Here is a 17551-nt window from a genome sequence, read left to right as displayed (position 1 = left end):
CCGGCGGGATGTACAGGTCCAGCGGCATTTCCATGACCGCCTGGCCGTACACCATGGCAAAAGGCAGCTCCTGCTGCGCTCCGGCCTGGTCGTCGACGTTTTCCACTGCGGACATTCAGGCCTCGACCATGAAGGGGGCCGGGTCGCCACAACCGACACGGATCACTTCCGGCTCGCCGTCGGCCAGGTTGATCACGGTGGAAGCCTTGATGCCGCCAAAACCGCCGTCGATGATCAGGTCGACCTGATGTTCGAGCAGTTGGCGCATTTCATAGGGGTCGTTCATCGGCTCGGTTTCGCCGGGCATGATCAGGCTGACGCTCATCAACGGCTCGCCAAGCTCGGCCAGCAGCGCCAGGGCGATCGGATGGCTCGGTACCCGCAGGCCGATGGTGCGTTTCTTGGCATGCAGCAACAGCCGCGGTACTTCGCGAGTGGCATTGAGAATGAAGGTATAAGGCCCCGGCAGGTGGGCCTTGAGCAGGCGAAAGGTGCCGGTATCGATCTTGGCGAACAGGCCCAGCTGCGACAGGTCGCAGCAGATCAGCGCGAAGTTGTGCTTGTCGTCCAACTGCCGCAGGCGCCGCACGCGCTCGACCGCGCCCTTGTCGCCGATCTGGCAGCCAATGGCGTAGGAGGAGTCGGTCGGGTAGATCACCACGCCACCTGCGCGGATGATTTCGACAGCCTGTTTGATCAGGCGCGGTTGCGGGTTTTCCGGATGAATCTGGAAAAATTGACTCACATTCTCTACCTGTTCAGACGGCGGCAATAATTGGGTCATGTTTGAACCGACACCACAATGGCGGCAGATCCTCCGGAACAGGGCGATACTCGCCTATCTCGGACCAGCCTCCAGGGCCATGAAAATCACTGCCGGCGCTCACCAGCAGACCGAACTCCCGAGCAAGGATGGCCAGGCTGCCCACCTGCTCGGCGGGTTGATGGCCGTTGACCACCTCGATCGCGTGGCCACCCGCTTGAATATAGTCGGCAATCAAGCGGCGACGCTTGCTGCGGGTGAAATCGTAATGCCAGGGATGGGCCAGGCTGACCCAGGCTCCCGCCGCGCGCAGCGTCTCGACGGTTTCCTCGAGGGTCGGCCAGTGCTGCTTGACGTCGCCCAGCTTGCCGGCCCCCAGCCACTTGCGAAAAGCTTCGGCACGGTCCTTCACGAAACCGGCGCGCACCAGGTAATCGGCGAAGTGCGGCCGGGCCGGCGCATTGCCGCTGTCGCCCAACTCCTGCTGGATCGCCCGGGCGCCTTCGAGCGCGCCCGGCATGCCCTTGAGCGCGAGCTTGCGGCTTATTTCCTCGGACCGCAGCCAGCGGCCTTCGTGCAGTTTTCCGATGGCCTCGACCAAGGACGGCGCATTGACGTCGAAACCGTAGCCCAGCACATGAATGGTCGCCCCGCCCCAGGTGCAGGACAATTCGACGCCATTGACCAACTGCATGCCCAGCGCCTGCGCCGCAACGCGGGCCTCGTCGAGCCCTTCGAGGGTGTCGTGATCGGTCAGGGCCAGGACTCGCACGCCTTTCTCGAACGCACGCGCAACCAGAACCGCAGGCGCCAGGGCGCCGTCGGAGGCTGTGCTATGACAGTGCAAATCAACATTCACGGGGCTTTCGAACCTCAAGTCAGGTGGCGCTTTCGCTGCCAAGGATGTTTGTTATTATGCCGGCACATCCTGCTTCTGGCTGCCACTGTGAAACAATTCATCGACTTCATCCCACTGTTCCTGTTTTTCATCGTCTACAAAATCGATCCCCGCGCCGTCGACATTGCCGGTCAGCAGCTGACCGTCGGCGGCATCTACAGCGCCACCGCGGTGCTGATCATCAGTTCCCTGGTGGTCTACGGCGCGCTGTTCATTTCCCAGCGCAAGCTGGAAAAAAGCCAGTGGCTGACCCTGATCGCCTGCCTGGTATTCGGCAGCCTGACCCTGGCCTTCCATAGCGAAACCTTTCTTAAATGGAAGGCGCCGGTGGTCAACTGGCTGTTCGCCCTGGCCTTTATCGGCAGCCACTTCATCGGCGACCGCCTGCTGATCAAACGCATCATGGGCCACGCGCTGACCCTGCCGGACCCGGTCTGGACCCGCCTGAACATCGCCTGGATCGCTTTCTTCCTGTTCTGCGGCGCCGCCAACCTGTTCGTGGCCTTCACCTTCCAGAGCATCTGGGTCGACTTCAAGGTCTTCGGCAGCCTGGGCATGACCGTACTGTTCCTGGTCGGCCAGGGCATCTACCTGTCGCGCCATCTCCACGATACCGAACCCACCACGTCGAAAACCGAGGACTGACATGCTTTACGCAATCATTGCTACAGACGTCGCCAACTCCCTGGAGAAACGCCTGGCCGCGCGCCCGGCGCACCTGGAACGGTTGCACCAGCTCAAGGACGAAGGCCGCGTGGTACTGGCCGGCCCGCACCCGGCCGTCGACAGCAATGACCCGGGCGCCGCGGGTTTCACCGGCAGCCTGATCGTCGCCGAGTTCGACTCGCTGAACGCCGCCCAGGCCTGGGCCGATGCCGACCCCTTCGTCGCCGCCGGCGTCTACGCCAGCGTGCTGGTCAAGCCGTTCAAGCAAGTCCTGCCGTAACGCCTCCCCCGCGCGGTGAACCTTATCGGTTCGCCGCGCTCTCAATCGCTCATTATTCTCGTTTGACTGCCGACAACTTGCCCAACACTCGATTGGAATCAGGAGTTCCGATGCGCCAGGGCCCGAAACACCCCGCTCCGTTGTGCCTGTTGTTGGTCATGTTATCGATTGGAACACCCGCCTCTGCCGAGGAAACCGCGGACGCCGGGCTGTCGACGCCCCTGTCCCTGAGCGCCGGCAGCCAGATCAGCGAATTGCAGCAGCGCCTGAAAGACAGCGAGCGCCAGCGCGAAGAACTGAACCGGCAATTGCAGAACGCCGATAGCGAACGGGAAAGCGCCCAACTGGGCCGCCTGCGCCAGGAAAACCAGCGCCTCAAGCTGCAACTGCGCGAGGCCCAGGCCAGCGCCGCGCCACGCCTGCTGACCGACCAGCAGCAGTGGTTCGTCACCGGCGCCGGGGTAGCGCTATTGGCCCTGCTCTGCGGTATCTTTGCCAGTGGCGGCCATAGAAGGCGTCGACAATGGCTAAATTGAGTGATTCATGAGCGACCTGTTACTGATTGACGATGACCAGGAGCTGTGCGAGCTCCTGACCAGTTGGCTGAGCCAGGAAGGTTTTCAGGTACGGGCCTGCCACGACGGCCTGAGCGCCCGCCGCGCCTTGGCGGATCACGCGCCGGCGGCGGTGGTGCTCGATGTGATGCTGCCCGACGGCAGCGGCCTTGAGCTGCTCAAGCAACTGCGCAGCGACCATCCGGACCTGCCGGTGCTGATGCTCTCGGCCCGCGGCGAGCCGCTGGACCGCATCCTCGGCCTGGAACTGGGCGCCGACGACTACCTGGCCAAACCCTGCGACCCCCGCGAACTGACGGCCCGCCTGCGCGCCGTGCTGCGCCGCAGCCATCCGGCCGCGGTGTCGAGCCAGATGGAGCTGGGCGACCTGTGTTTCAGCCCGGTGCGTGGCGTGGTCAACGTCGACCAACAGGACATCACCCTCACCGTTTCCGAAAGCCGCCTGCTCGAGGCCCTGCTCAAGCAGCCGGGCGAACCGCTGGACAAGCAGGAACTGGCGCAGATTGCCCTGGGCCGCAAGCTGACCCTGTACGACCGTAGCCTGGACATGCACGTCAGCAACCTGCGCAAGAAGATCGGCCCGCACCCCGACGGCCGTCCGCGCATCGTCGCCCTGCGCAGCCGTGGGTACTACTACAGCCTCTGATGCCCGTTGGCTGTTGGCTGTTGGCTGTTGGCTGTTGGCTGTTGGCTGTTGGCTGTTGATCCCGACGGCGGCAGCCGCCACACCCTACGCAGTGGGTAAAGAGTTATGTCAGTTTCGCCAAAAAACCTCTTTACCCAAGCTTTACCCTTCGCTGACCGCCGCTGACCTTGATCTCCGTAATCTGCACTCATCCGGAACTGACCGGGAATGAGACAAGGAGATACACCATGCGCAAGACCCTGATCGCTCTGATGTTCGCCGCCGCCCTGCCGACCGTGGCCATGGCCATGCCCGAAGGCGCAGGCCCCATGGGGCCGATGGAAGGCCCGGGCCACAGCGAACACATGCGTGGCAAAGGCCCTTACAGCCAGCTGGACCTGAGCCGCGAACAGCGCCAGCAGATCCGCAAGCTGATGGGCGAGCAGATGCACGAGCGCAAGCAGCTGGTGCAGAAATACCTGGAAAAACTGTCGCCGGCCGACCAGAAGGCCATGAAGGACGAGATCGCCGCCAAGCGCCAGAAAACCCAGGCGGATATCCGCGCCCTGCTCAAGCCGGAGCAACAGAAAGAGTTTGACGCGATCCAGAAGAAGCACGCCGAACGTCGCGCGGAATGGGCCGAATTCAAGGCCTGGAAAGCGCAACAACCGCAAAAAGCGCAATAATGCTCTAGCGCTTGCCCCAGCCCAGTGGCCTTCCCACTGGGCTTTCTTTGTTTGAGGATTTCCCGTGCGTTCATTGTTCTGGCGCATCCTGGCCAGTTTCTGGCTGGCCATCGCCCTGGTTGCAGGGCTGTCGATTCTGCTTGGGCACATGCTGAACCAGGACGCCTGGATTCTCAGCCGCCATCCGGGCCTCAACACCCTGGCCGAGGAGTGGACCCAGACCTACGAAGCCCAAGGCGAAGATGCCGCCCAGGACATCCTCGAACAGCGCAAGCGCCAGTACCACATCGATGTGCAGGTGCTCAACGAAAGCGGCGACCCGGTAGTCCGCGGCACCTTCCCGCGCCGCGCCGCGGCCTTCGAGGCCCGGCAGAACAACGATGACCGACGCCTGCCCTGGCGCCGCCTGACCGCCGAATACACCAGCCCGAAAACCGGCGACACCTACCTGATGATCTACCGGATTCCCCACCCGGAACTGGGCGCCTGGCACCGCGACAGCCTGATGTGGCCGCTGAGTGCCCTGGCCATCGCGCTGGTGGTGCTGACCCTGTTCAGCCTGCTGGTGACCCTGTCCATCACCCGCCCTCTCAGCCGTCTGCGCGGCGCGGTGCATGACCTGGGGCAAACCACCTACCAACAGAACAGCCTGGCCCGCCTGGCCGACCGCCGCGACGAGTTCGGCGTGCTGGCCAAGGATTTCAACCGGATGGGATCGCGCCTGCAAAGCCTGATCGGCAGCCAGCGCCAACTGCTGCGCGACGTCTCCCACGAACTGCGTTCGCCGCTGGCACGTTTGCGCATCGCCCTGGCGCTGGCCGAGCGCGCCACGGACGAGGAACGCGAACGCCTGTGGCCGCGCCTGACCCGCGAATGCGATCGCCTGGAAGCGCTGATCAGTGAAATCCTGGTGCTGGCCCGGGTCGACTCCGACAACGCCAGCGCCGAAGAGGTCGATCTCAATGCCTTGCTCGGCAACCTGCAAAAAGACGCGCAACTGGCCTGCCCGGAACAGCCGGTGCGCATCCAGGCCGAGCCGCAGCTCAGCCTCCGGGGCTGGCCGACCATGATCGAACGGGCGGTGGACAATCTGCTGCGCAACGCCCAGCGCTTCAATCCGGCCGGGCAGACGATCGAGGTACGCGCCGTGCGCCAGAGCGACAGAATCCTGCTCAGCGTGCGCGATCATGGCCCCGGGGTGCAGGCCGAACACCTGAGCCTGCTGGGCGAACCCTTCTACCGCGCCCCGGGGCAGACCGCGGCGGGCCACGGCCTCGGCCTGGCCATCGCCCGGCGCGCCGCGGAGCGCCATGGTGGTAGCCTGACGCTGGACAATCACCCACAAGGCGGTTTTGTCGCGACGCTGGAGTTGCCGTTGGTGCCGGGTATTACCCTTCAAGCCTGAAAAGCTTCGCGGGCAAGCCTCGCTCCTACGGTTTCAAGGCGTTCGCCAATGCTGCGAATGACCTCGACCTGTAGGAGCGAGGCTTGCCCGCGATTGGCCATCAACTACGGCAAAACTTCAGGATCAGGCCTTGCCCGACCAAGCTCCGACGAACTCCGCCACGTCCACCTTCGGGGCGATCCGCGGCTCGTTCAACGGCGTGCCCAGGTACAGGAAGGCAATGATTTCCTCACCCTCACCCAAGCCAAGCCCCTTGGCCACATGGGGCGAATAGGACAGCTCGCCGGTGCGCCACACCGCGCCAATGCCCTGGGCATAGGCCGCCAATAGAATGCCGTGCGCGGCGCAGCCCGCCGCCAGCAACTGCTCCGACTTCGGCACCTTGAAATGCTCCTGCAGACGCGCCACCACGACCACCACCAAAGGTGCACGCAACGGCATGGCGCGGGCCTTGTCCAGGGCCGCTTCAGTCACTTCGCCACCTTGCAACTGCACCGCCTCGACCAGCAGCTCGCCCAGTTGTTCGCGGGCCTCGCCCTCGACGGTGAGAAAGCGCCAAGGGCGCAGTTGGCCGTGATCCGGAGCCCGCAAGGCCGCCGCGAACAGCACCTCCCGCTGCGCCGCCGTCGGCGCCGGGTCGAGCAAACGCGGTACGGAAACACGGTTGAGCAATGCGTCGAGAGCCTCCATCGGCCACCTCCTGAAAAAAATGTCCGGCCATTCTACCGGCAAGTGCCTTCCGGGTGCCGGTTTACATGCTCCGCACCGCAGGTAGAATGGCGCCCTCCTTATCAGCCCCGAGCGGACCTCATGGCGTTGCCGACCCTACGGATCATTGGTTTCATCATCGGCATTTTCCTGATCACCCTGGCCATCGCCATGGTCATTCCGATGGCGACCCTGGTGCTGTTCGAGCGTACCGGCGACCTGCCGTCGTTCCTCTGGGCCAGCATGATCACCTTCGTTGCCGGCCTGGCCCTGGTGATACCGGGGCGCCCCGAACATGTGCACCTGCGCCCGCGGGACATGTACCTGCTGACGGTGTCCAGCTGGCTGGTGGTGTGCATCTTCGCCGCCTTGCCCTTTCTGCTGACCCAGCACATCAGCTACACCGATTCGTTCTTCGAGAGCATGTCCGGCATCACCGCCACCGGCGCCACGGTGCTCAGCGGCCTGGACAGCATGTCGCCAGGCATCCTGATGTGGCGCTCGCTGCTGCACTGGCTCGGCGGTATCGGCTTCATCGGCATGGCGGTGGCGATCCTGCCGCTGCTGCGTATCGGCGGCATGCGCCTGTTCCAGACCGAATCCTCGGACCGCTCCGAGAAAGTCATGCCGCGCTCGCACATGGTGGCGCGGCTGATCGTGGCGGCGTATGTCGGCATCACCATTCTCGGCAGCCTGGCCTTCTGGTGGGCCGGGATGAGCCTGTTCGATGCGATCAACCATGCGATGTCGGCGATCTCTACCGGCGGTTTCTCCACCTCCGACAGCTCGCTGGCGCACTGGCCGCAGCCGGCGGTGCACTGGGTGGCCGTGGTGGTGATGATCCTCGGCAGCATGCCGTTCACCCTGTACGTCGCCACCCTGCGCGGCAATCGCCGAGCGCTGATCAAGGACCAGCAGGTCCAGGGCCTGCTCGGGATGCTGCTGGTGACCTGGCTGGTGCTCGGTACCTGGTACTGGTGGACCACCCAGTTGCATTGGCTCGACGCCTTGCGCCACGTCGCGCTGAACGTCACCTCGGTCGTCACCACCACTGGTTTCGCCCTGGGCGACTACAGCCTGTGGGGCAACTTCTCGCTGATGCTGTTCTTCTACCTGGGCTTCGTCGGCGGCTGCTCCGGCTCGACCGCCGGCGGGATCAAGATCTTCCGCTTCCAGGTCGCCTACATCCTGCTCAAGGCCAACTTGAACCAGCTGATTCACCCACGCGCGGTGATCAAGCAGAAATACAACGGGCACCGCCTCGACGAGGAAATCGTCCGTTCGATCCTGACCTTCTCGTTCTTCTTCGCCATCACCATCTGCATGATCGCCCTGGCGTTGTCGCTGCTGGGCGTGGACTGGATGACCGCCCTGACCGGCGCCGCCAGTACGGTGTCGGGGGTCGGCCCGGGCCTGGGCGAAACCATCGGCCCGGCCGGCAACTTCGCCACCCTGCCGGATGCCGCCAAGTGGATCCTGTCCCTGGGCATGCTGCTCGGCCGGCTGGAGATCATTACGGTGTTCGTGTTGTGTATTCCGGCATTCTGGCGTCACTGACCGCGGCCGGAGACTCCTGCAACCGCGCCCGGTACTCGCCGGGCGTGGCGTCGAACCAGCGGCGGAAGGCGCGGAAAAAGTTGCTCGGATCGGCAAACCCCAACAGATAAGCGATTTCCAGCAAGGTCATGCTCGGCTGGGCCAGATACTGTTCGGCCAGCTCTCGCCGGGTATCGTCGAGCAAGGCCTGGAAACTCGTGCCCTCCTCCTGCAACCGCCGTTGCAAGGTGCGCTGGGACAAGTGCAGGGTCTGCGCGACGACCTCCCGTTTCGGCTCGCCCTGGGGCAACAGGCGGCATAGCGCCTGACGGGCCTTGTGCGTCACCCGGCTTTCGGAGAAACGCGCCAGGTACTCGCCGGCGAAGCGGTCATGCAACAGCGCCATGGCTTCATTGGCGGTCGGCAAGGGCGCCTCCATGTCGGCACGCTCGAAAATCAGCGCGTCGTAAGGCGCGTTGAACACCAGCGGCGCATGGAACGCCTGCTTGTAGGGTTCCAGATCGAGGGGCGGAGCGCCCTGCACCAAGACCTGATGCGGATGCAGGGTCCGCCCGGTCAACCAGCCGCACAGCGCCAGCGCACAGGCCAGCGAAGCCTCGGCACTCTGCCGGGTCGGTGGCAGATGATCGCCATGGACCGTCAGAATCAATGCATAACCTTCAGGTAAAAGCCGGAAACTCAGGTCAGCGCTTTCCGCGATGATCCGCTGATAACGCACCAGGCGCTGGAAACCCTCGGCCAGGGTACGACTGGACATCAGGGCATACCCGGCCACATTGAAGGACGCCGGGCGCACCACCTTGCCCATGTTCAAGCCGATGGCCGGATTGCCAGACTGCTCCACCGCGCGCTGCCAGAGGCGCGTCATCGAGTCCTGGGGGAAGCGCGCGTCCGGATCGTCCAGCGCGGCATAGTCGAGCCCGATCTGCTTGAACAATGCACGGCAATCCAGGCCGTCCATCTCCAGAGCTTTGACAATTCCCATCGCCCAGCTTGCAGAAGTCGTTCGTTCGCTCATGGTGGGCTCTTTTACATGACAAGCCGCATGCTACGGCCGATTTCCCTAAGGATACTAAAGTGGCGCCTATTGTCACTGGCGACAGCCACCGATGACTCTAGACTCAAATAAGCTCCCCACGGAGCATCCCGCTGACAGAACAATAACCACAGAGACCGCAGTCGTGGATAACATCAAGCCGTTCAACAGCTTCGCCGAGTTCTATCCCTACTACCTGAGCGAGCACAGCAACAGCACCTGCCGCCGCTTGCACTTCATCGGGACCAGCCTGGTGATCTTCATCCTCGCCTTCGCCATCGGCAAAGGCGCCTGGCTGTTGCTGCTGGCCCTGCCCCTGGCCGGCTACAGCTTTGCCTGGGTCGGCCATTTCTTCTTCGAGAAGAACCGCCCGGCCACCTTCCAGCATCCGCTTTACAGCCTGCTTGGCGATTTCGTCATGTACCGCGACATGCTGCTGGGCAAAGTACCGTTCTAGGCCTGGACGGACAGCAAGCCGTCCCGCGCAGCCAGTGCGGGATTGGATCCAAGGCATACACTCGAATCGTTGCACAAAAAAACAACAAGAGGATTGCCGATGAACGCGCATGCCCGTTTCACCCACATGAAGGATGGCACCCAGGAAGACTGGGCGATCATCGCCGCGGACTTCAGTGCCTACGCCAAACAGCTGCCGGCGCGGATCGTGGCGCACCTGAGGTTGCTGGAGGGGGACTTTGGCGGCTTCCCGGTGGACCGCCTGACCCATTCGCTGCAAACCGCCAGCCGCGCCTGGCATGACGGCCGCGACGAAGAATACGTGGTCTGCGCCCTGCTCCACGATATCGGCGATACCCTGGGCTCCTACAATCACCCGGACATCGCCGCGGCCATCCTCAAACCCTTCGTCAGCGCCGAAAATCTGTGGATGGTGGAGAAGCACGGGATCTTCCAGGGCTACTATTTCTTCCACCATCTGGGCATGGATCGGCACTTGCGCGAACAATTCAAGGACCACCCGCTGTATGTGCGGACCGTGGAGTTCTGCGCCAAGTACGATGCCGCGGCGTTCGATCCGACTTACGACAGCCTGCCCCTGAGCTTTTTCGAACCCATGCTCGAACGCCTGTTCGCCCAACCGAAAAATTCGATCTACAAGGCGGCCATGGAAGAACGCGCACCGGCTTGAGGACCGCTGCGCTGTCCATCGCGAGCAAGCTCGCTCCTACAGGAAATGGATCACCTTCTGCAGGAGCGAGCTTGCTCGCGATGGGGCCTCAAAGCCTTACGCCAGCTCCGCGACCTTCGCCAGATCGGCCTTGCGCTGCGCTTCCCGTGCCTGGGCGTCGGCCAGTCGGTACAGCTCGATGGTGCCGTCCCAATGCTCGATCAGGGCGGTGCACGACTCGACCCAATCCCCGCAATTGAGGTAGTCGATCTCGCCGACCTTGCGGATCTCGGCATGGTGGATATGCCCGCACACCACGCCGTGCAGCTCGCGCTTCACGCATTCGTGAGCGATGGCTTCCTCGAAGTCGCTGATAAAGCTGACCGCGGTCTTGACCTTGTGCTTGAGGTAGGCCGACAACGACCAGTAGCCATAACCGTAGCGGGCCCGCCAGTGATTCAGCCAGCGATTGAGGGTCAGGGTGAACTCGTAGGCCGAGTCGCCGAGAAAGGCCAGCCAGCGATGGTAGCGCGTGATGACGTCGAACTGGTCGCCGTGGATCACCAGCAAGTGCCGGCCATCGGCGGTGACGTGTACCGCCTCGTCCACCAGCTGGATATTGCCCAGGATCAACTTCGAATAGCGGCGCAGGAATTCGTCGTGGTTGCCGGTGACATAGATCACTTCGGTGCCGCGCTTGCTCATGGTCAACAGGCGGCGGATGACATTGGTGTGCGCCTGGGGCCAGTACATGCCGCCGCGCAGTTTCCAGCCGTCGATGATATCGCCCACCAGGTAGATCCGGTCGGCGTGGTAGCCCTTGAGGAACTGCGCCAGGTGCTCCGCCTGACAGTCCCGGGTGCCCAGATGCACATCGGAAATCCACAAGGTGCGCACGCGTTGTTTACGGCTGGGTCGAGCGAGTTCGGCACTGGTCATGGGCACGCTCCTACATTTTTTGCGAGCTTGCACCCCGGCGATTAATCGCCTGTGACAGAAATACGGCAGTCCGATGACACCGCTACCGGCCAGCGCCAGGTGTAGACTGCCGCTCTGCCAAGGAGACCGCGATGAGACCGATCCTCACGCTACGCCAATACAGCCACGATCTGATCGTCCACAGCCACGAACACGCGCAACTGGTGTTCGGCCTGTCGGGCCAGCTCGACTTCGAGGTCGACGGCCGGGGCAGCCAGGTGGTCCAACAGAGTTTCGTGGTGGTCCCCGCCGGCGCTCATCATGCTTGCGGCAGCCCCAACGGCAGCCGTTGCCTGGTGCTCGACGTGCCCGACGAACAATGGCTGGTGCAATCGCTGGGCGAGCATGCCGGCGCCAGTCGACGCTTGCTGGACAACCCAGGGCGCCTGCCCCTGGATGCGGCCCAGGGCCAACTGGTCGACTGGCTGGCCGGTAGCCCGGTCAACGACCCGCTGATTGCCCAGCAAGGCGCGGTGCTGTTGCTGGCCAGCCTGAACCAGGCCCGTCCCGCCGGCATCGGTGGCCGACGCCTGCCCTACGCCGCGTTGAACGAGCATATCGACCGACACGTCGCCCACCCGCTACAGGTGGCCGACCTGGCGCGCATCGCCGGGCTCTCCAGCGCCCGCCTGCATGCGCGGTTTGTCGCCGAATGCGGACAGACGCCAATGGACTACATCCGCAGCCGGCGCCTGCACAGGGCCGTCGGCCTGTTGCGCGAATCGGAGCTGCCCATCGGCGAAATCGCCAGCCGCGTCGGCTACAGCTCGCAAAGCGCGTTCGCCGCGGCGGTGCTGCGCGAATTCGGCGTCTCTCCCGGCAAATTGCGCCGCACCACGGGCAACCGCTAGGCTGTCGACAAAAAACGCGAGGATCGCGACAGACCGGGTCCTGCCCAGGCTTTTAGACTGGCCGGGTTCCGCTCAACCGTTCAGAAGGATTGCAATGACTCCGCGTACTGCCCTTGGCGCCCTGCATATCGGCGCATTGATGTTCGGCCTCACCGGCGTGTTCGGCAAACTCGCCGCCGCTTCTCCGGCCATCATCGTCTTCGGTCGCGCCGCGTTCGCGGTGCTGGCCCTGGCGTTCTTCGCCCGTTTCGCCAGCCGCATCCGCTGGCAGCGCCTGCAAGCCGCCGACTGGCGCCGCCTGCTGCTCAGCGGCCTGCTGCTGGCCGGGCACTGGGTGAGCTTCTTCGTTGCGGTGAAAGTCGCCGGCGTGGCCATCGCGACCCTGGGTTTCGCCAGCTTCCCGGCCTTCACGGTGGTCCTTGAAGGGCTGATCTTCCGCGAGCGGATCCGCCTCAACGAAATCGTCCTGGTGACCCTGGTCAGCGTCGGCCTGGTGCTGGTCACCCCGGCTTTCGACCTCGCCAGCGAAGCCACCAGCGGGCTGCTCTGGGCCGTGGGTTCGGGCCTGCTGTTCTCGTTGCTGTCGCTGAACAATCGCGCCAGCTCCGCACGCATTCCCGCGGTGCAGGCCGCGCTGTGCCAGAACGTGGTGGTTGCCTTGTGCCTGCTGCCGGTGGCGGCGCCCGGGCTGAGCGAGGTACGCGCCATCGACTGGTTGTGGATCAGCCTGCTCGGAATCTTCTGCACGGGCCTGGCCCACAGCCTGTTCGTCGCCAGCCTGGCGGTGATCAAAGCGCGTACCGCGGCGGTGGTGTTCGCCCTGGAGCCGGTCTACGGAATTACCGTGGCCTGGCTGCTGTTCGGCGAGACCCCGACCCTGCGCATGCTGCTCGGCGGCGCCTTGATCATCCTCGCCATCGTGGTGTCCAGCAGCCTGTCTGGCTCAAGCAAAAAAAACGTGGCCGCCGAAGCCGCCTCTCACTGAGTTCGGTCGTTATGACCGAGGTCGCGCTGCGGATCGATCTGGTCGCGCACCCGCTGCTTGAGCACCTTGGCCTCGGGAAAACCGCCATCGGCCTTGCGCTCCCAGATCTGCACGCCATCGCAGGTAATGCGGAAGGTCCCGCCGATGGCCGGCTCCAGCGCCACTTTGCCCAGGTCATCGCTGAAGGTACTCAGCAGTTCCTGGGCCAACCAGGCGGCGCGCAGCAGCCACTGGCACTGGGTGCAATAGGTGATGACCACTTCGGGTTTGCGTTCTGTCATGGTGTTGCCGACTCCTGAGCTCAAGGGCGCCGTTATAATAGCCGCCTTTATCGCTCGCCCCGAGATCCGTGATGCGTCGTTTGCTGTCCTGCCTGCTCCTGTGTTTGCTCCCCGTGTTCCTGCATGCCGCCGAGGCGCCACGGCCGAAGGTCGGCCTGGTGCTGTCCGGCGGCGCCGCCCGTGGCCTGGCGCATATCGGCGTGCTCAAGGCCCTGGAAGAGCAAGGCGTGAAGATCGACGCGATCGCCGGCACCAGCATGGGCGCGGTGATTGGCGGGCTGTATGCCTCGGGCTACAAGATCGACGAACTGGAAAAACTGGCCCTGGGTATCGACTGGCAACAGGCGCTGTCGGACGCCCCGCCCCGGGAAGACGTGCCGTTTCGCCGCAAGCAGGACGACCGCGACTTCCTGGTGAAACAGAAGCTCAGCTTCCGCGACGACGGCAGCCTCGGCCTGCCGCTGGGGGTCATCCAGGGCCAGAACCTCGCCCTGCTCCTGGAAAGCATGCTCGCCCACGCCAGCGATACCCGGGACTTCGACAAGTTGCCGATCCCCTTCCGCGCGGTGGCGACGGACATCGCCAGCGGCGAGAAAGTGGTGTTTCGCAAGGGCCACCTGCCCCGGGTGATTCGCGCCAGCATGTCGATTCCCGCGGTGTTCGCCCCGGTGGAGCTGGACGGCCGGCTGCTGGTGGACGGCGGCATGACCGACAATATTCCGCTGGACGTCGCCCGTGACATGGGCGTGGACATCGCCATCGTGGTCGACATCGGCACCCCGCTACGTTCGCGCAAGCAGTTGGCGACCGTGGTCGATGTGCTGAACCAGTCGATCACCCTGATGACCCGCCGCAACTCCGAAGAGCAACTGGCGACCCTGCACAAGAGCGACGTGCTGATCCAGCCGCCCCTGGCCAGTTTCGGGGTCACCGATTTCGGCCGCGCCCAGGAAATGATCGACGCCGGTTACCGCGCCACCCGCATCCTCGACGCCCGCCTGGCACCATTGCGCCAGGCCGAACCCATGGATGCCGAGCTCAGCGCCGCACGGGCGCCCGGCCAACGCACACCGATCATCACCGCGATCAAGGTGGAAAACGACTCCAAGGTCAGCGACGACGTGATCCGCTACTACATCCGCCAGCATATCGGCGAGCCCCTCGACCTCGGCCGACTGCAGACCGACATGGGTACGCTCTACGGCCTGGACTACTTCGAGCAGGTGCAATACCGCGTGGTCCACAAGGGCGACGACCATACCCTGGTGATCAACGCCCGAGGCAAGCGCAGCGGTACCGACTACCTGCGCCTGGGGCTCAACTTGTCCGACGACATGCGCGGCGACAGCGCCTTCAACCTGGGCGCCAGCTATAGGGTCAACGGCATCAACAGCCTCGGCGCCGAATGGCTGACCCGGGTGCAGATCGGCGATCAGCAGGAACTCTACAGCGAGTTCTACCAGCCGCTGGATGTCGGTTCGCGCTATTTCATCGCGCCTTATATCGGTATCGAATCGCAGAACATCGAAGCCGTGCTCGATAACGACCCGATCGCCGAATACCGCCTGGAGCGCTACGGTTTCGGCCTCAACATCGGACGCCAGATCGGCAACAGCGGCGAGATCCGCTTTGGCGTCGGCGAAGCCTGGGGCAAGGCCGACGTACGCGTCGGCGACCAGGACCTGCCCAGCGAAAGCTTCAACGAGGGTTACTACGAGCTGCGTTACTCGTTCGACTCCCTGGACAATGTCTACTTCCCCCACGAGGGCGAGGACATCGGCCTGTCGCTGCGCCAGTTCGAGCCGAGCCTGGGTTCGGACAAGCGCTACCGCCAATGGGAGTTCAAGCTGGACAAGGCCCTGAGCAGCGGCCCGAACACCTTTATTCTCGGCGGGCGTTATGGCCGCACCCTCGACGACGCCGAAGTAGTGACCTCAAGCTTCGTGCTCGGCGGCGCCCGGCAGTTGTCGGGCTTTCGCGAAGATGCCATTTCGGGCCAGAACATCAGCCTGATGCGAGCGGTCTACTACCGGCGCCTGACCCCGCGCTCCTACTTGCCCCTGGACTTCCCGCTGTACATCGGCGGCTCGCTGGAGCGCGGCCGGGCCTGGAACAACGATAACGAGTTCGACAGCGGCTACATCAACGCCGCCAGCATCTTCCTCGGTTTCGACACGCCGCTGGGGCCGCTGAACTTCAGTTATGGCTTCAACGACGACAACCAGAAAGCGGTCTACCTCAACCTCGGCCAGACCTTCTGAGCCTGGGCGTCGGCTTCTGCCTTGGGGGTGGCGTCGGGCGCGTCGACTTCCTCCAGGCGCCAGGTAATGGCGTCGGCATTGAACGGCACTGGCTCGACGGTTGGCGCTTGCGCCGCGCGGTCAAGTTCGTCGGGGGCGATCAGGTCCCAGTCGACATCGATCGACGACTCGCGTTCGGCCTGTCGCTCGCCCACCACAGGCGCGGACGGCGCCGGGGCCATCGGCGGCGTTGAGCTGAGCGGCTCCTGGACAGCCACTGGCGCGACAGCACTGGCCAGGGGCGGCGACGGCTGACGGTCGGGCCTGATCGGTGCGGTGCCGGGCGTACCCACCAAGGTCGCGGCCTGACGGCGACGACGCATGACCAGCAGCACCAGCAACGCAGCAAGCAACACTGCCGCCACCAGCAACCCGGAATTCGAACCCTCGGTTTGCGGCGCCGGCTCGGCCGGCTGGGATGGGCGGACGGCGACGGGAGCAGCGGATGCCGGTTGCTCGGCGGGGGTGTTGCGCAGCTCGCTCAACTGCCGTTGCAGCTCCGCCAGCTGTTGCTGCTGGCGCGCTAGTTGTTCATCGCGCACCTGCAACTTGTCCTGCAACTCCTGGGCCTGGCTTTGCAATTGCTGGTTGGTCCGCAAGGCTTGCGCCAGTTTTTCGGCTGCAAGATCGACCGCCCTGGCCGCTGGGGGCGGAGCCTGGGTGACCGTCGCCGGTTCAGCGCTCGCCACCTCCGAGATCGGGGCCGGGGCCGGCACGATCTCGGGGCTTCCAGGGGGATCGATCAACAACGTGTATTCACGCAATTGCCGGCCGTTGGCCTGGTTCACTTGCAACAGGAAATCCAGGAAAGGCTCGTTCACCGGCTTGCTCGACGCGACCCGGATCACGCTGTGTTCTCCGCGCAGGATCGGGGTGAAACGCAAATCGTCGAGAAACGGCAAACGCTCGAGGCCCGCCTGCTTGAATTCGCTGGCTGTCGCCAGGCTGACCGTCAGCTCGCCCTCGCCCAGCCCTTGGGCCTGCACCAAGGCAATCTGGGCCTCCAGAGGCTGGTTCAGGGCCGAATGCACGGTGATTTCGCCCAGCCCTACCGCTGACGCCAGCGGCGCATACAGAATGGCCAACAAGAGCATGGGACGCGCAGTCCCGATGCGGGGCAAACGGACGGGGCGGCGGGCAACGGCCAACAGACTCTGGAACATGGGCATCCTTTGTAAGAACCGAAAGCGACCACAGCGGCGATACGCTGGCTGCGCATGCCGCTGTGGACCTGGTATTTCTTATAGTCTGCCGGTGTCGCCCGCTCAAAAATCCGTGGCGTCAGTTATGCCTCAAGACTTTTCCAGATTGGCCAGGATATGCGCGTGAACCCGCATGCAGACCCGCATGTCTTCTTCATCGACACCGACGAACAACTCATGACGCAAGGCCGTGGCAATGGTTTCGATCTGTTCGATCAAGGGCAGCGCCGGGGGGCACAGAACGATCTTCTTCGCTCGGCGATCCTCGACCACCGCCTGCCGTTGCACCAGCCCCTGGGTTTCCAGGCTGTCGAGCAGCCGCGCCAGGGTCGGTCCTTCGACGCCGACACTCTGGGCAAGTTCACGCTGGGTGGGGGCTTCATCGAAGCGGGCGAGGTGCAGCAGTACCAGCCAGCGAGCCTGGGACAGGCCAAGTCCGGCCAGACGACGATCCAGTTCGGCGCGCCAGCCTCGGGACATTTGCGCCAACTGCATGCCAAAACGGTGTTGATCGGTTAACGACATAAACAACTCATGGTTAGTAGACTGAAAATTAAGGAAAACTAATTATTAGTCAGCTAAGCATGACAGTTGCCCTGAGGCAAGGCTTGGTATGAACTGAATCGTTA

The 17551-nt window shown here is 63.9% G+C and carries 20 protein-coding genes; 12 read left to right on the top strand and 8 right to left on the bottom strand.

The annotated features are described in order from the left end of the window. Nucleotides 1-115: 115 nt before the first annotated feature. Together BTN82_RS07460 and BTN82_RS07455 are read right to left on the bottom strand one after the other, a co-directional pair. The gene (locus BTN82_RS07460; RefSeq protein ID WP_075118518.1) at nucleotides 116-745 is read right to left on the bottom strand and encodes an L-threonylcarbamoyladenylate synthase; all 630 of its coding nucleotides are present in this window, start codon (nucleotides 743-745) and stop codon (nucleotides 116-118) included. 13 nt (nucleotides 746-758) lie between these two features. Continuing rightward, nucleotides 759-1622, bottom strand: a complete 864-nt coding sequence (locus BTN82_RS07455; RefSeq protein WP_075118517.1) for a PHP domain-containing protein — start codon at nucleotides 1620-1622, stop codon at nucleotides 759-761. A gap of 87 nt (nucleotides 1623-1709) precedes the next feature. On the opposite strand from BTN82_RS07455, the gene BTN82_RS07450 reads away from it, so the two are divergent. The 6 genes from BTN82_RS07450 to BTN82_RS07425 all read left to right on the top strand — a co-directional run bounded on the left by BTN82_RS07450 (nucleotide 1710) and on the right by BTN82_RS07425 (nucleotide 5898). Beyond that, complete coding sequence (locus BTN82_RS07450; protein ID WP_075118516.1) at nucleotides 1710-2306, top strand: septation protein A; 597 nt, start codon at nucleotides 1710-1712, stop codon at nucleotides 2304-2306. 1 nt (nucleotide 2307) lies between these two features. Continuing rightward, nucleotides 2308-2607 (top strand): YciI family protein, encoded by a 300-nt coding sequence (locus BTN82_RS07445; protein WP_075118515.1) that lies wholly within the window; start codon nucleotides 2308-2310, stop codon nucleotides 2605-2607. Nucleotides 2608-2717: 110 nt separating this feature from the next. Beyond that, nucleotides 2718-3143, top strand: coding sequence for a translation initiation factor 2 (locus tag BTN82_RS07440; RefSeq protein ID WP_075118514.1), 426 nt, complete (start codon nucleotides 2718-2720; stop codon nucleotides 3141-3143). A 7-nt stretch (nucleotides 3144-3150) separates the two neighbouring features. Further along, nucleotides 3151-3828: a response regulator transcription factor gene (locus tag BTN82_RS07435; RefSeq protein ID WP_075118513.1), complete on the top strand. Its 678-nt coding sequence runs from the start codon at nucleotides 3151-3153 to the stop codon at nucleotides 3826-3828. Between the two features lie 227 nt (nucleotides 3829-4055). Further along, nucleotides 4056-4493: a Spy/CpxP family protein refolding chaperone gene (locus BTN82_RS07430; RefSeq protein ID WP_075118512.1), complete on the top strand. Its 438-nt coding sequence runs from the start codon at nucleotides 4056-4058 to the stop codon at nucleotides 4491-4493. Nucleotides 4494-4557: 64 nt separating this feature from the next. Beyond that, on the top strand, nucleotides 4558-5898 hold the full coding sequence (locus BTN82_RS07425; RefSeq protein ID WP_075118511.1) for a sensor histidine kinase: 1341 nt from the start codon (nucleotides 4558-4560) through the stop codon (nucleotides 5896-5898). Between the two features lie 123 nt (nucleotides 5899-6021). On the opposite strand, the gene BTN82_RS07420 is transcribed toward BTN82_RS07425, so the two are convergent. Next, nucleotides 6022-6588, bottom strand: a complete 567-nt coding sequence (locus BTN82_RS07420; protein ID WP_075118510.1) for a nitroreductase family protein — start codon at nucleotides 6586-6588, stop codon at nucleotides 6022-6024. A 120-nt stretch (nucleotides 6589-6708) separates the two neighbouring features. On the opposite strand from BTN82_RS07420, the gene BTN82_RS07415 reads away from it, so the two are divergent. Then, nucleotides 6709-8163, top strand: coding sequence for a TrkH family potassium uptake protein (locus tag BTN82_RS07415; protein WP_075118509.1), 1455 nt, complete (start codon nucleotides 6709-6711; stop codon nucleotides 8161-8163). On the opposite strand, the gene BTN82_RS07410 is transcribed toward BTN82_RS07415, so the two are convergent. Next, a complete protein-coding gene (locus tag BTN82_RS07410; protein WP_075118508.1) occupies nucleotides 8120-9181 on the bottom strand; it encodes an AraC family transcriptional regulator in 1062 nt (353 codons plus the stop codon). The genes BTN82_RS07415 and BTN82_RS07410 overlap by 44 nt on opposite strands. Nucleotides 9182-9344: 163 nt before the next feature. Between BTN82_RS07410 and BTN82_RS07405 the strand changes: the two genes are divergently transcribed. Together BTN82_RS07405 and BTN82_RS07400 are read left to right on the top strand one after the other, a co-directional pair. Next, nucleotides 9345-9656: a DUF962 domain-containing protein gene (locus BTN82_RS07405; protein ID WP_075118507.1), complete on the top strand. Its 312-nt coding sequence runs from the start codon at nucleotides 9345-9347 to the stop codon at nucleotides 9654-9656. Between the two features lie 99 nt (nucleotides 9657-9755). Next, nucleotides 9756-10346, top strand: coding sequence for an HD domain-containing protein (locus BTN82_RS07400; RefSeq protein WP_075118506.1), 591 nt, complete (start codon nucleotides 9756-9758; stop codon nucleotides 10344-10346). 96 nt (nucleotides 10347-10442) lie between these two features. Here BTN82_RS07400 and BTN82_RS07395 read toward each other — a convergent pair whose 3' ends face one another. Continuing rightward, on the bottom strand, nucleotides 10443-11264 hold the full coding sequence (locus tag BTN82_RS07395) for a UDP-2,3-diacylglucosamine diphosphatase (protein ID WP_075118505.1): 822 nt from the start codon (nucleotides 11262-11264) through the stop codon (nucleotides 10443-10445). Nucleotides 11265-11395: 131 nt separating this feature from the next. On the opposite strand from BTN82_RS07395, the gene BTN82_RS07390 reads away from it, so the two are divergent. Beyond that, nucleotides 11396-12154: a helix-turn-helix transcriptional regulator gene (locus BTN82_RS07390; RefSeq protein WP_075118504.1), complete on the top strand. Its 759-nt coding sequence runs from the start codon at nucleotides 11396-11398 to the stop codon at nucleotides 12152-12154. Between the two features lie 94 nt (nucleotides 12155-12248). After that, entirely contained in the window at nucleotides 12249-13139 is an 891-nt protein-coding gene (locus tag BTN82_RS07385; protein WP_075118503.1) for a DMT family transporter, read from the top strand. On the opposite strand, the gene BTN82_RS07380 is transcribed toward BTN82_RS07385, so the two are convergent. Beyond that, the gene (locus BTN82_RS07380) at nucleotides 13133-13420 is read right to left on the bottom strand and encodes a SelT/SelW/SelH family protein (RefSeq protein ID WP_075118502.1); all 288 of its coding nucleotides are present in this window, start codon (nucleotides 13418-13420) and stop codon (nucleotides 13133-13135) included. The two genes, BTN82_RS07385 and BTN82_RS07380, sit on opposite strands and share 7 nt — an antisense overlap. Nucleotides 13421-13491: 71 nt before the next feature. Between BTN82_RS07380 and BTN82_RS07375 the strand changes: the two genes are divergently transcribed. After that, complete coding sequence (locus BTN82_RS07375) at nucleotides 13492-15681, top strand: patatin-like phospholipase family protein (RefSeq protein WP_075118501.1); 2190 nt, start codon at nucleotides 13492-13494, stop codon at nucleotides 15679-15681. On the opposite strand, the gene BTN82_RS07370 is transcribed toward BTN82_RS07375, so the two are convergent. Both BTN82_RS07370 and BTN82_RS07365 read right to left on the bottom strand, forming a co-directional pair. Next, nucleotides 15654-16814, bottom strand: a complete 1161-nt coding sequence (locus tag BTN82_RS07370) for an LPXTG cell wall anchor domain-containing protein (RefSeq protein ID WP_261792939.1) — start codon at nucleotides 16812-16814, stop codon at nucleotides 15654-15656. The two genes, BTN82_RS07375 and BTN82_RS07370, sit on opposite strands and share 28 nt — an antisense overlap. A 198-nt stretch (nucleotides 16815-17012) precedes the next feature. After that, the gene (locus BTN82_RS07365; protein ID WP_075118499.1) at nucleotides 17013-17447 is read right to left on the bottom strand and encodes a MarR family transcriptional regulator; all 435 of its coding nucleotides are present in this window, start codon (nucleotides 17445-17447) and stop codon (nucleotides 17013-17015) included. Nucleotides 17448-17551: the final 104 nt, after the last annotated feature.

The sequence above is a fragment of the Pseudomonas chlororaphis genome, assembly GCF_001921865.1.
Lineage (GTDB): Bacteria > Pseudomonadota > Gammaproteobacteria > Pseudomonadales > Pseudomonadaceae > Aquipseudomonas > Aquipseudomonas chlororaphis_D.
This window is presented reverse-complemented; position numbering and strand designations above follow the sequence as displayed.